Source organism: Apibacter sp. B2966 (assembly GCF_011082485.1).
In the GTDB taxonomy this organism is placed as follows: domain Bacteria; phylum Bacteroidota; class Bacteroidia; order Flavobacteriales; family Weeksellaceae; genus Apibacter.
This window is the reverse complement of sequence record NZ_CP049714.1, coordinates 955,402-968,963: the sequence shown is the minus strand read 5'-3', so window position 1 is coordinate 968,963 and position 13,562 is coordinate 955,402. Positions and strand designations below refer to the sequence as shown.

The 13,562-nt window shown below is 28.7% G+C and carries 10 protein-coding genes and 1 tRNA gene; 8 read left to right on the top strand and 3 right to left on the bottom strand.

Translation table 11 applies throughout. From position 1 onward, the window contains the following. Window positions 1-100: 100 nt before the first annotated feature. Both G8C43_RS04080 and G8C43_RS04075 read left to right on the top strand, forming a co-directional pair. On the top strand, window positions 101-397 hold the full coding sequence (locus G8C43_RS04080; RefSeq protein ID WP_166004357.1) for a hypothetical protein: 297 nt from the start codon (window positions 101-103) through the stop codon (window positions 395-397). A gap of 87 nt (window positions 398-484) precedes the next feature. After that, entirely contained in the window at window positions 485-2,143 is a 1,659-nt protein-coding gene (locus G8C43_RS04075; RefSeq protein ID WP_166004355.1) for a tetratricopeptide repeat protein, read from the top strand. 248 nt (window positions 2,144-2,391) lie between these two features. Here the strand turns inward: G8C43_RS04075 and G8C43_RS04070 are convergent, their stop codons facing one another. From G8C43_RS04070 to G8C43_RS04060, 3 genes are all read right to left on the bottom strand, one after another. After that, window positions 2,392-2,976, bottom strand: coding sequence for a cysteine dioxygenase (locus tag G8C43_RS04070; RefSeq protein WP_160557144.1), 585 nt, complete (start codon window positions 2,974-2,976; stop codon window positions 2,392-2,394). Window positions 2,977-3,157: 181 nt separating this feature from the next. After that, window positions 3,158-4,858, bottom strand: a complete 1,701-nt coding sequence (gene lysS / locus G8C43_RS04065) for a lysine--tRNA ligase (protein ID WP_166004353.1) — start codon at window positions 4,856-4,858, stop codon at window positions 3,158-3,160. A 235-nt stretch (window positions 4,859-5,093) separates the two neighbouring features. Continuing rightward, complete coding sequence (locus tag G8C43_RS04060; protein WP_166004350.1) at window positions 5,094-6,758, bottom strand: hypothetical protein; 1,665 nt, start codon at window positions 6,756-6,758, stop codon at window positions 5,094-5,096. Between the two features lie 684 nt (window positions 6,759-7,442). Between G8C43_RS04060 and G8C43_RS04055 the strand changes: the two genes are divergently transcribed. The 6 genes from G8C43_RS04055 to G8C43_RS04030 all read left to right on the top strand — a co-directional run bounded on the left by G8C43_RS04055 (window position 7,443) and on the right by G8C43_RS04030 (window position 13,376). Continuing rightward, window positions 7,443-8,765, top strand: a complete 1,323-nt coding sequence (locus G8C43_RS04055; protein WP_166004348.1) for an ammonium transporter — start codon at window positions 7,443-7,445, stop codon at window positions 8,763-8,765. Window positions 8,766-8,869: 104 nt separating this feature from the next. Beyond that, window positions 8,870-9,448, top strand: coding sequence for a sugar transferase (locus G8C43_RS04050; protein ID WP_166004346.1), 579 nt, complete (start codon window positions 8,870-8,872; stop codon window positions 9,446-9,448). A 14-nt stretch (window positions 9,449-9,462) separates the two neighbouring features. Further along, window positions 9,463-10,125 (top strand): HAD family hydrolase, encoded by a 663-nt coding sequence (locus tag G8C43_RS04045; RefSeq protein WP_166004343.1) that lies wholly within the window; start codon window positions 9,463-9,465, stop codon window positions 10,123-10,125. Window positions 10,126-10,153: 28 nt separating this feature from the next. Continuing rightward, window positions 10,154-11,224 (top strand): acyltransferase family protein, encoded by a 1,071-nt coding sequence (locus tag G8C43_RS04040; RefSeq protein ID WP_166004340.1) that lies wholly within the window; start codon window positions 10,154-10,156, stop codon window positions 11,222-11,224. An 82-nt stretch (window positions 11,225-11,306) separates the two neighbouring features. Then, window positions 11,307-11,380 (top strand) — tRNA-Arg (locus G8C43_RS04035). Between the two features lie 364 nt (window positions 11,381-11,744). After that, window positions 11,745-13,376 carry a M1 family metallopeptidase gene (locus tag G8C43_RS04030; RefSeq protein ID WP_166004338.1) on the top strand — a complete coding sequence of 544 codons (1,632 nt, stop codon included), beginning with the start codon at window positions 11,745-11,747 and terminating at the stop codon, window positions 13,374-13,376. Window positions 13,377-13,562: the final 186 nt, after the last annotated feature.

Genomic DNA, 13,562 nt, shown 5'->3' with positions numbered 1-13,562 from the left:
GTTTAAACTTACTAAAAATCAAAAAATTAACTCATTTTCAAATGGAAAAGAGGTAATCCAATTTATTAGTAAAAATAGCTCTCATATAGGAATTATTGGTTTGGATGTATTAAGTGAAGAAAATAGTAATGAAGTTAAGGAGTTCCTTTCAAAAGTGAGAATATTGCCTATAAGAAAAGCGGATGGTAATTTAATAAATCCGACGGTGCCTAATTTGCGTGAAGGTATATACCCTTTCACCAAAAGAGTTTTTCTATTAAATGCTGAAAACAGTTTTAAAATAGGGAGCAGTTTTTCAAGATTTTGTGGCTCTCAGAGAGGACAGCTTATTGTTAAAAGGGCAGGACTTCAACCCTATTATTTGTATGAAAGAAGGATTGAGCTTCATGGAAGATAAATTTTAAAAAATAAATAATTTTAATACTATTAGAATACAAATAATAGTTAAAAATAAAATAAAAAGAAAAATAAATAAAAATTTAGAATGAATTACGCGAAAAATGAAATAGGTGCAACATTTGTAATCTCTGCTTTGATGTTATCAGGATTTATGAATGCACAAAGTATTCAAGAAGGTATTAAGTATTTAGGAAATGATCAATATAGCAAGGCCAAAAATACTTTTGAAAAATTAGCAGCTCAATCACCATCAGCAGACAATTATTATTATTTAGGAGCATATTATTTATCAATTTCTAAACCTGATCTAGAACAGGCTTCACAAATTTTTAATAAAGGATTGGCTTTAGATCCAAAATCTGATTTAAACAAAATCGGATTGGCGATAATAAAATTATATCAAGGAAAAAAATCGGAAGCAAATGCAGAATTTGAATCCATCGCCAAAGGATCTAAGTACAAAAATGCGGATGTATTATTTCAAATATCAAAAGCCTATCAATTATTTACCAATAAGCCGGAAAGTACAGATTATGATAAAAGTATCGAATATGGCCAAAAGTTATTAGACTTGGTTAAAAATAAAGATAAGTCCGAATACTATATAGTTTTAGGAAATGCCTATTTTGAAAAAAAAGATCCGGGTAAGGCGGTTTCCAATTATACTAAAGCTTTAGGAATTGCCGAAGATAAATCCATACCTTATGCATTAATAGGAAACATATGGGGGCGAACCAATGGACAAGGAAAATTAGCTTCAGAAAATTTTGACAAGGCCATAGCAGCTAATCCTAATTATCCATTAACATACAAATATTTGTCAGACTTTAATGTGAGAAGCGGTAATTATAATGAAGCTTTTAAAAACTTACAAAAATATATTTCTTTGTCAGGGAACAACGATGCCGAGACTCAATTTGAATTAGCTAAAGTTTCCTATTTTATTAAAGATTATGCAAAGTCTTTAGATTTACTGACTAAAAATTGGAATGATATATCCGATCCGTTAAAATTTAAGTTAAAAGCATTGGATTTAATTGAAAATTCAGATTTTTCCGAAGCCTATAAAAATATAAATCAATATTTACAAACCATTCCTGAATCAAAAAGAGAAGGTTCAGATTATGGAGTTTTAGGAAAAATACAAGCCTCATTACTTAAAACTGCAAACGGTCAAGAAAAAGAGGAATTAACCAAAACCGCGATACTGAATTTAACCAAAGCCATCGGTCAAGGAGATAAAACCTATGATTATCAATCTATTCTTTTATCCTTACAACCGGGAGCTAAAACAGAAGCATCTATAACTAATCCTAAAATTGAGGCTTTGAAAAAATCGGTAGCGGCTGATGCTAACGATACAACTTCATGGTATAATTTAGCTTTAGAACAATACGAAGCTAAAGATTATTTAGGCTCTGTTGCATCATGGGACCAATTGATTTCTCTAATTCCTACCTGGGAAGTAGCTTATGCCGGAAAAGGTATGGCATTATACGCGTATGATTCGAGTGATAAAAGCGGTCTTACAGCTCAAGCCTTCCAAAAATATATTGATATGGTTGAACCGAAGAAAGAATATTCAGCCAATGAAAAAGCCTATTTAGCTATTGCCTATACATTTTTCGCTTATAAAGAATTTCATGAAGGAAATAAAGATAAAGCAGAAACTTATTTGAACAAAACATTATCTGTGGATCCTCAAAATGCAGATGCTTTAAATCTTCAAAAACTTTTACAATAATTTTTACAATTAATAAGATTAAACAGCTATTTCATTTAAAAGGAATAGCTTTTTTTATTGCTAAACTTTATAAGTTGTAAAGTTCAAAAAAATAAAAATATAAGATTAGAATTAATATCTGAAAGGTAGAAATTGATTTCCTGGTTAGGCTTTAAAATTGACGAATATGAATTAATATTTAATTAAAAAATTCTAACTCAATCTGAGTTAGAATTTAAATATTTTAAAATTATACTAGATTATACTAGTTATAATTGAGTGATTTTCTCGTAATTATCTTCAGGTAAATTCCATGAACAGGATGTAGCCTTATCATTTAAGATGGCTATTTTTCTATTTTCAATATCAAAAATTCTAACACCTTTTAAAGAGGTTTGAGGAGTGTGATAGATATGTAAGCTAACAGATATTTCCGAAGAATTATTAACTACCGAATGAATACCTCCTAAATCTTCAGGAAAAATAGCACCTTCAGGAGCTACGCCTTCTCCTTCGTATACTATGAAATTTTTATCTTCAATGTAACTAACTTCTGTAAGATTTCCTTTTAAAACTTTTATTAATCCGTCATAGTTTAAGTGGTCATGAATGGCAGTTTTATTATTTATCCCCCAAAGCATTAAAATTGCACAGCATTTATTAGCATAAATAGGTAAACGAACATAACTGCCTTCCGGAACATTTACTTTATTAATAGAAAAAGCTGCATCGTAATCATTAAAATTATATTTAAATAATTCTGATGCAACTTGTTCGTAATCAGAATTACTTAATTTTAGATTTTCAATACTGCTAAGTAATTCTTGACTTTTATTTTTAAATATGGTTTCCATAATCATTTATTTATTTTGATTTTAAACAAAGATAATAAATATGAATTTAATATCATCCAATCCCTATAGATTTAGTAGATAATAAAAACATTTTTTTAGTTCATTTTTAAATTTAATTTTAATTTAAAAAGGCTATCTAAAAAAGATAGCCTTAAATATTGTATTTTTTAAAAATTTTATTTTAAGAAATTAATTCAACTGTTTTATTTTCATTTGTAACAGTAACAGTAATCAATGAATGTTTAGAAAGCGATTTCATGGCTTTGTCCCATTTTTTTCCACTTATTCCGGTCAAAGATTTTAATTCACTTAATTCCATAGAAGAATTATTATCTTGTAATAATTTGATGATAATCTTTTCTTCCTCAGAATGTTCAATAGAAGATGCTTTTTGCTCGGGTTTCATTTGCGGGAAAAATAATACTTCTTGTATAGACGGATTATTAGTAAGGAACATGATTAATCGATCCATTCCTATACCTAAACCTGCAGTAGGAGGCATACCGAACTCCAATGCACGTAAAAAATCCTGATCAATAAACATCGCTTCATCATCTCCTTTTTCAGACAATTTTAATTGTTCTTCAAAACGTTCTCTTTGATCTATGGGATCATTTAATTCTGAATAAGAATTAGCAATTTCTTTTCCGCAAACCATTAATTCAAAACGTTCGGTTAATTCAGGATTATCTCGGTGCTGTTTAGTTAATGGAGACATTTCTTTGGGATAATCAGTAATAAAGGTTGGTTGTATAAAATTACCTTCACATTTTTCTCCGAATATTTCATCGATGATTTTTCCTTTACCCATAGTTTCATCCACCTCAACACCCATTTCTTTTGCTGCATTTCTCAATTCCTCCTCAGATTTTCCTGTTATATCAAATCCCGTAAATTTTTTAATAGCATCGGTCATGGAAATTCGGGCATATGGAGCTTTAAAATCAATTTCATGCTCTCCAAATGTTGCTCGGGTTGTTCCGTTTACTGCTAGGGCGCAATGTTCCAATAATTGTTCAGTAAACTTCATCATCCAATTATAATCCTTATAAGCAACGTAAATTTCCATTGCAGTAAATTCAGGATTATGCGTTCTGTCCATTCCTTCATTTCTGAAGTTTTTAGAGAATTCGTAAACACCTTCAAAACCGGCAACAATAAGACGTTTTAAATATAATTCATTTGCAATTCGTAAATATAATGGAATATTTAAGGCGTTATGATGAGTTATAAACGGTCGAGCCGCAGCTCCTCCGGGAATGGATTGAAGTATAGGGGTTTCAACCTCAAAATATCCTTTATCATTAAAAAAGGATCTCATTGCATTAAACAGACGAGTTCGTTTAATAAAAATTTCTTTTATATGAGGATTGACTACTAAGTCAACATATCTCATTCTATATCTTAATTCAGGATCATTAAATGCATCATGGACTTTTCCTTCTTCATCAACTTTAGGTAGAGGAAGTGGTCGCAATACCTTTGAAAGAAGTTTAAAATCGTTAACCATTACGGTTTTTTCGCCCATTTTAGTAACAAATAATTCTCCTTCAACTCCTATGAAATCACCTAAATCGAGCAATTTTTTATAAAAATCGTTATATTTAAATTTATCATCGTCGGGACAAATTACATCTCTGTTAAAATACAGCTGAATACGCCCGGTGGTATCTTGCAGCTCAGAAAAACCCGCTTTTCCCTGAATACGATTAGACATAAGTCTTCCGGCAATCACAACCTTTTCTCCTTCTTTAAATTGATCTTTTATTTCTTGAGCAGTATGCGTAACTTTATATTCTGCAGCGGGATATGGATCGATACCCGCATCCTTAAGTTTTTGTAATTTTTCTCTTCGAATTAGTTCTTGTTCTGAAAGTTGCATAATAACAATTTTATCGTGCAAATTTAGTAATAATCTGTAAGTCCTTTAAAATGTTTACCGTATTTATTTACTATTCTTTTTAAAAATTCTTCACGATATCTTATACATCTTAAGAAAAATTTAAAAATTGATAATTTTAATGTTATACATTTTGATTTTTTTTGAGGAAATACTAGTTCAATAAAAAAAGGTAGACAATGAGCGTCTACCTTTACTAATATATTACTAAGAAAAATTACCTTACAAATGCAATTTCAGTAACCGGGCTTCCGGTCAATGGGTCTAATATTCCATTCGCTATATAACCGTTAGCATCTTTAATAGTTATATTTTTAACATAACTAATTTTAGATATATTGAAGAAATTGATTTTTCTGAAAGGAATACACATGTTGAATTTAAATGAGTTAGAAGTTACATTATATGGCAACACTTTAACTGTTTTATTGGACTCAAGAAGAGTACCATTATCAGCATATACATCATAAGTTATTTCTAAATCACCGGAAATTGTTTTACCTGGTAAGCTGTATTTATAATCTAACAACACATCATATCCAAAAGAGGTCAAACCGCTGCATGGTACAATGGTAGCTTTACCCACTTTAAAATTTGAAAAAGAAACAGAATTAATATATTCTCCTTTTTTCCATATATTTATTGATTTTTTGAAAATATCGGTGGTAAAGGCAGGTAAACCTAAACTTGAAAAAGTGAATGCCGCAGAAGTATAAACTGTTCCTTGTGAAAAACTTTTAGAGTCATCTGAAGAAGTTCCATTACCTATATTAGAAGTTTTAAGTCCTACAGTTATTTTACCTTTAACATCAATTAGTTTAGATTGGAAAACTTGAACTTGAGGTATGATGATAAATTTCATATCGGTTAAAACTTCTCCGTATAAATTGTTATTAAATCCGTCTATTTTTTGAATTCCATTTTCATAGATATAATCCGGATTATTATCAAGTGTAAATTTAACACCTAATTTTATATTACCTTCGGCTTTAAAGCTCACGCTAGATCCTCTGTAAACGTTTGCTTCAATTTCAGTTGGAAAATTAATTTGGTTTACACTTATTTTAACCGGAACGTCTCCTAAATATTTGCCGGTAGGAATTTTAATTTCTACACTATATTTTTTTAAATAATCGATCAAGATTTGTGGAACATTATCGATAAAATCATGAGAAAATTTACCCTTAAAGTCTTTATCTAATGTTAAAGTTGGATTATATTCTGTATGGCTGTTATAATACATCTCAATTACGCTAGGTATAATGCGTGATTTATCAAAACCTAATTTTACAGCTATAGAAGGAGTTAATTTACTGTCAGGATTAAAAATTAGCCCTTTTACACGAAATTCTTTATTAAATATCAAAGGATGAAAAACGTATTCTTTATCGTATGCATTTTTAAGCGCAAGTAAAGAACTATTCTTATTAGTATCATCAATATTTAAAGATAAGCTTAAAGTACCGTTTTCAAAAACATCGCCTATATTGGCATCCGTTGTTTCTAAATTATAAATATCATTTTTATGATTAATTGAGGTTATATTTCTTATATAAGTCGAATCTTGGGTAATTAAATAAACGGTATTACCCGGGATTAATTCTTTACCGATTTTTTCAGATATGTTTTGTAAACTAATAAATCCTCTTGATAACTCCTCTTTAGTACTAAGAATAGAACTATTTTCTGTATTCAAGGTTACTAAATTAGGATTTACTTCCACATTATCAAATGAATAGGTAACTCCTTGTATAGAGCCGGACTGATTGATAATTTTCTTATCATTCAAAGAATGAGAGGGGGATGAACCATCATGTAAGTCTTCATTATTACATGAATATAGCGCTAAAATAGTGCTAAGTGTTAAAAGAATTTTTTTCATAAAAATTGTTATTAAAAAATTAGTAATTCATTTAAAATCAGTTGTTTATAATTTCCATTAATATAGTTTATAATTTCGGATAAATATATATTATTTTTTAATATATAGAAATAAAATACATTAATATTTATCTAAATACTTTTAACGTATAATTATATAGTAGTTTATATGTAATAATTTTTATAGAATTGGTGTTTGCATAAGAAATGTTTAATACTAAGTACATTTTTAAAAGAATTTTGCAAGTCAAGTTTGAAAAGAACTTGTGGGTTTTATTTTTAAAATACTATTGAATGAATCGCAAATATTATAAAAATTTTTTAAAAAAATTATATAAAATAAATTTAATTTGAGTACTTACAGATGTTTATAAATATATTTTTATAGTTTTTATAAGTTGAATAATTCATTGTGTAACGAATTACTTTCTTTTAAGAAAGTACACGAAGAGTTCTTTAAATAAGAGATAAATATATTAAACGATTTAAATAATCAAATGTTTAGTTTAAATTTTTATCCAATATAATATATAAATTAAATGCAATAAAAATAAATTGTGGTATTAAAAAAAATAGGGGTATATCTTATAATTTATTAATATTTATAATTTATACCCGTTAAAAAACATATGTTTATTTTGTTTTTAATTAAAAAATTATATTTTTGCTGTATAAAATATTGGGTATGCGTAAATATATTTTAATTCTAATTTTAATATTTGTAGGTTTAGTAAGCCTTTTTTCAAATACATTATTTTCAGCAGAGTCTTCAAAAGCAGTTGCAGAAGGCATAAATTTTAATTCTGCTGATGTAGCTTGGATGTTAGTAGCTTCAGTGCTTGTTTTTTTAATGACTCCCGGAGTAGGTTTTTTTTATGGAGGAATGGTTAACAGTAAAAATATAATAAGCACTATATTTCAGAGCTTTATAGCTATGGTGACAATAACCGTTTTATGGTTTATCTTTGAGTTTGGATTGGCATTCGGACCGGATATAGGGGGTATCATAGGAAATCCATTACCTCATATGTTTATGCAAGGAATTGGAACAACTTCTGCCTGGGTAGGAGCTCCTACCATACCCATACTTTTATTTGCCCTCTTTCAATTAAAATTTGCCATTATAACTCCCGCATTAATTTCGGGAGGTGTAGCAGAGCGTATAAAATTCTGGGGTTATTTATTATTTATAGTTATGTTTTCAATTTTTATTTACTCCCCCCTGGCACATGCTACATGGCATCCGGAAGGAATATTGGCAAAGGCAGGAATATTGGATTTTGCCGGAGGCACGGTGGTTCATATGAGTTCCGGTTGGGCTGCTTTAGCAGGAGCTATTTTTTTGAAAAAAAGAAGAGATACAACTCTAGCAGCTGCACAAATACCTTATGTAATTTTAGGCGCCAGTTTGCTTTGGATTGGTTGGTTTGGATTTAATGCGGGATCATCGTTTGCGGCTAATGAGTTAGGTGTACTAGCTTTTGCAAATACAACGGCAGCCTCTGCTTTAAGTGCTCTAACCTGGGGATTTTTAGAAAAAATTAATGGAAAAAAATTATCTTCAGTAGGAGTTTGTGTAGGAGCAGTAGTGGGTTTAGTAGCTATAACCCCGGGCGCAGGATTTGTTTCTTTAGGGCATTCGTTGTTTATCGGATTAATTGCCAGCGTGATTAGTTTTTACATGGTTAAATTTTTCCATACTAACGGTGTAGATGATACCTTAGACGTTTTTCCTTGTCATGGAGTGGGAGGTATGGTAGGAATGCTCTTAACCGGAGTTTTCGCGGATAAGTCTATAAATGAAGATATTCCTTCAAACGGATTGTTTTTTGGAGAGATCACATTGTTTGTTAATCACTTTATAGCAATGATTGCCGTTTCCATATTTGTTTTTTTTGGAACGTTATTATTATTATTTATTGTAAATAAAATTATTCCATTAAGAGTTGACCCTGATAAAGAAGAATTAGGTTTAGATATATCACAACACGGTGAAAAAGTTTATTAATAGTTATTAGAATATTTATTCAATGTTTATTTTAAAAGGTGCTTAATAGGAAAAGGATTTCGTAAGAAATCCTTTTTCTTTTATAATTTTGTATAATAAATAGTATGAAGAAAAATAAAATTATAGCAGATTATTTATTAGCATTAATATGCTTTATTATTTTTCTTGTACCCATGATAATTATATTTATTGCGGTTACATTTGACACAGGTATGATTGGAATCTTTACTCAAAATAGAATAGGTAAAAATGGTAAACATTTCAATTTGTTCAAATTTAGAACGATGAAGGGTGTATATACATCAACGGTCACTACAGATAAAATGCAAATCACCCAATTAGGTAAATTTTTAAGAAAATATAAATTGGATGAATTACCCCAAATTTTAAATATTATTATGGGTGATATGTCTTGGGTGGGTCCCAGGCCCGATGTTCCGGGTTATGCGGACAAATTAGAAGGGGAAGATAAAATTATACTTTCCGTAAAGCCGGGGATTACAGGTCCGGCTCAACTAAAATACAGAAATGAAGAGGAAATTTTATCTAAAGTTGAAGATCCACAATTATACAATGATACGATCATTTGGAAGGATAAAATTAATATAAATAAAGATTATGTGAAAAATTGGTCTTTAAAGGGAGATTTTAACTATATGTTTAAAACTATATTTGTAAAATAAAAAAAAATAAAATTATGATTAAGTTAGCTATTTTTGATTTAGACGGAACTTTACTTAACACGCTAAATGATTTAGCTGATTCATGTAATTATATTTTAGAAAAAAATCATTTACCGGTACATGCTTTAGATTCATACAAAAATTTTGTAGGTAATGGAATGACTCAATTGATTGAAAGAGCTTTGCCATCCGAATTAAAAAGTGATCTTGAGGTAATTGAAAAAATTAAAGATGAATTCATTGAATACTATACTAAGCATTCAGCTATAAAGACAGCACCCTATGACGGAGTAATTGAAATGTTAAAATCACTGAGTTCCATGAATATAAAACTGGCAGTAGCATCCAATAAATTTATGGAAGGTGCTCAAGAATTAGTAAAAAAATATTTTAGTGAAATAAAATTTTCATCTGTTTTTGGACAAAGAACTAACGTTCCCATGAAGCCGAATCCACAGATTGTTTACGATATTATGAATGAATTAGGTATAACAAATAAAGAAGAAATAATTTATGTTGGAGATACCGGAACAGATATGCAAACAGCTGTAAATGCAGGCATAACAAGTATAGGGGTTCTATGGGGATTTAGATCTGAAGAAGAACTTAAAAAATATGGAGCCGAATACATAGTAAAAAGACCTGAAGAAATTTTAAGGTTGGTAAAAAATAATTAAAATCTAACTGCCATAAGTAAATTAAATTATGAAAAATTCAAGAGTGCCTATATTAGATGGACTTAGAGTGTTAGCTATAGGAATGGTTGTTTTAGGACATTATTATAATTTTTCAAAAAATGAAATAGTTAAATTTTTAGCTTATCAAGGATATTTAGGGGTTCAAATCTTTTTCATTATATCCGGTTTTGTTATTTCTATATCATTGGAAAATTCTAAAAATTATCTACAATTCTTAAAAAAAAGATATATTCGGTTAGCTCCGGGGATGTTTATTTGTTCAACATGTACTTTCTTATTTTTTAGTTATATATATACAGGCGAAGGATATTACAGTTCTAAAAATATAATTAATTATTACATAGCTAATACATTTATAGATCCAAATTTCGTAGATATATTCGTCGGTTATACCAAATATTACTATATAGATAATGCATATTGGAGCTTATGGGTTGAGGTGAATTTTTATTTTTTAATAGGATTTTTATATTTTCTGTCGCCTAAAAAAATGATAAGAAATTATATATTGACTTGTATAATAGGCATACCGATTTTTCTTTTATTTTCAAGTGAAATGGGACATGAAATTTTGAAAAATTTTATATCCCCGGAAAAAATTAAATACTATAAATTTGTCAGTAGAGGATTTATTTTTTTTCATGAATGTTTATGGTTTCTTGTAGGGCTTTTTTTATATAAATTATACAACAATAAAAAAGAATATAAGAACTTAAGCATAATGATTATATTGATAGTTATTTTAACAATTTGGGGGAAAGATATAAAGCTATTGTTTATTTACCTTTCCATTTTGTTATTGTTTTTAATTTTCGTTTATTTTCCAAAATATCTTTCTTTTTTAAATAATAAATGGGTTTGTAGATTGGGCGTTGCCTCATATTCTTTATATTTAATTCACTATCATATTGGAGTTGCTGCCATAAATAGTATCTATGATTTTTTAGGAAAGGAAATACTTTTCATACCTTTACTTATTGCTTCATTAGCTTGCATTTTTTCATTACTAAGCTATAAATATTTAGAAACCCCTATAACTAGAGTTTTAAAAAAAGTATTATTAAATAAAAAGAATTGAAAGAATAATAAAAATTCATTGAAAAATTCAAAAAGATTTTAATAGAAAAAAAAATTTTATTAGCTTTGCACGCAAAATAAATGGCCGCGTAGCTCAATTGGATAGAGCGTCAGATTACGGCTCTGAAGGTTGAGGGTTCGACTCCTTCCGCGGTCACTATAGTAAGTCATTTTAAACGAGTTAAATAGCTTGTTTTTAATGACTTTTTTTATTGAAATTAGAATTTTAACAATTTTAATTAATGTATAAAGCTTAATCAAATTTCATCAAAATAGTTAATAGGGATTTACTAAAAGAAATTAACTACATGGTAAGTAATTTGACTTCAAATGTGAAATACAATTAAATTAGAGTGAGGTTCATTAGTGTCTAAAATTTTTTTACCAATATGTATAATAAACTTTCCATTGTTTTAATACTATTTTTACAATAATTAAAATAAAGTACAAGATACTTATATCCTATACGTTCTTTTATATAATTAATTTTAGCAAATAGATCCATCGTTAAAGTATTCTTTATGAAATCTTTTAAATTTCAACACGTTATATTTTTATTCTTACCACTAATTTTTGTTGCTCAAGAAAGAGCTTTATTTATATTTAAAGATTCGATAGAGAGTAATAAAAATAAGTATATAGAACATTGGGATGTAAAACATTATGATCTAATCATTGAACCGGACTTTAAAGCAAAATTTCTAAAAGGATCAAACAAAATTAAATTCCTAAATAAAGGATCTGACATTATTCAAATTGATTTACAAAATCCAATGAATATTGATAGTATTTTGACTGTAAAAAATAACCGTGTACCATATGTAAAAAAAGGAAATTATTATTATTTAGACATAAGTCGCAATGCAAAGAAAGAAAATGTTGATCAGGAACTCATTATTTATTTTAGCGGAAAACCCAAAATTGCAGAAAATGCTCCCTGGGATGGAGGTTGGATATTTTCTAAAGATAGAAATGGTAAAGTTTGGATGACCGTTGCTTGTGAAGGCATTGGAGCTAGTATGTGGTTTCCATGCAAGGGCTATTTGGGAGATGAGCCGGATGAAGGAATGACCTTAACTATTGTTACCAATAACCACTTAAAAGGTATAGGCAATGGGAAACTAATAGGTAACTGGAATGAATCACAAAAAAACTATTTTAAATGGCAGGTGATTAATCCTATAAATTCTTACAATATAATTCCCTATATAGGAGATTATGTAAATTTTAAAGATGAATATAAGGGAGAAAAAGGAAATTTAGAATTAAGTTATTGGGTTATGCCTGAAAATTTAAATAAAGCAAAATTCCAGTTTTCACAAGTAAAAAAGATGCTTGAAGCGTTTGAATATTGGTTCGGCCCGTATCCTTTTTATGAGGATGGTTATAAGATCGTTGAAGCGCCTTATTTGGGCATGGAACATCAAAGTGCAATTGCTTATGGCAATAATTATAAAAATGGCTATTTAGGTCAAGACAGAAGTGACACGGGTATAGGGTTGGAGTGGGATTTTATTATAGTTCACGAATCCGGACACGAATGGTTTGGCAACAATATTTCTAATGCGGATATTGCGGACATGTGGATACATGAAGCATTCACTACCTATTCGGAAACGTTATTTGTTGAATATTTTTATGGAAAGGAAAAAGCAAATAGGTATATAATAGGACAAAGAAAGAATATTAAAAATGATTTTCCCATTATAGGAACGTATTCTAAAAATAAAAAAGGGAGTATAGATATGTATGATAAAGGAGCCAATATGATACATACCATAAGACAAATTATCGGAAATGATGAACTATTCAGAAATATACTCAGAGGTTTAAACCAAGATTTTTATCATCAAACTGTTACTTCGAGTCAAATAGAAAATTATATATCAGAAAAATCAGGAATTAATTTTTCTAAAATTTTTGACCAATATTTAAGAACTGTAGATATACCCGTATTAAATTATTATATAAAAGATAATACCTTATTTTATAAATGGTCAAACGTTTTTAAAGGCTTTTCAATGGAAATAAACACGTCCATAGGTAAAATCAAACCTACAGAAAATTGGAAATCCGTCAAACCTAAGAATTTAATCAATAAATTTTATGTTGATGAAAATTTTTATGTTAAAGTCTATAAATCAAATGAATAACTCATTTCTTTTTCAACTTTTTAATGGTAATAATTGAAATACTTATAAATCCAATCATTGTAGCAAAAAGATAGGTTAAGAACATAAAATTTAAATACTTAGCAGGTATGGGATCATACCAATAGATAATAATCATTTCTGCTGCCTGAAAAAATAGTAATATACCGACTATGTATAAAATAATGA

Excerpts from the sequence above, each read along its gene's own strand:
- G8C43_RS04075 (WP_166004355.1), top strand. The coding sequence starts at position 485 with ATGAATTACGCGAAAAATGAAATAGGTGCAACATTTGTAATCTCTGCT.
- G8C43_RS04070 (WP_160557144.1), bottom strand. The coding sequence starts at position 2,976 with ATGGAAACCATATTTAAAAATAAAAGTCAAGAATTACTTAGCAGTATT.
- lysS (WP_166004353.1), bottom strand. The coding sequence starts at position 4,858 with ATGCAACTTTCAGAACAAGAACTAATTCGAAGAGAAAAATTACAAAAA.
- G8C43_RS04060 (WP_166004350.1), bottom strand. The coding sequence starts at position 6,758 with ATGAAAAAAATTCTTTTAACACTTAGCACTATTTTAGCGCTATATTCA.
- G8C43_RS04055 (WP_166004348.1), top strand. The coding sequence starts at position 7,443 with ATGCGTAAATATATTTTAATTCTAATTTTAATATTTGTAGGTTTAGTA.
- G8C43_RS04050 (WP_166004346.1), top strand. The coding sequence starts at position 8,870 with ATGAAGAAAAATAAAATTATAGCAGATTATTTATTAGCATTAATATGC.
- G8C43_RS04045 (WP_166004343.1), top strand. The coding sequence starts at position 9,463 with ATGATTAAGTTAGCTATTTTTGATTTAGACGGAACTTTACTTAACACG.
- G8C43_RS04040 (WP_166004340.1), top strand. The coding sequence starts at position 10,154 with ATGAAAAATTCAAGAGTGCCTATATTAGATGGACTTAGAGTGTTAGCT.
- G8C43_RS04030 (WP_166004338.1), top strand. The coding sequence starts at position 11,745 with ATGAAATCTTTTAAATTTCAACACGTTATATTTTTATTCTTACCACTA.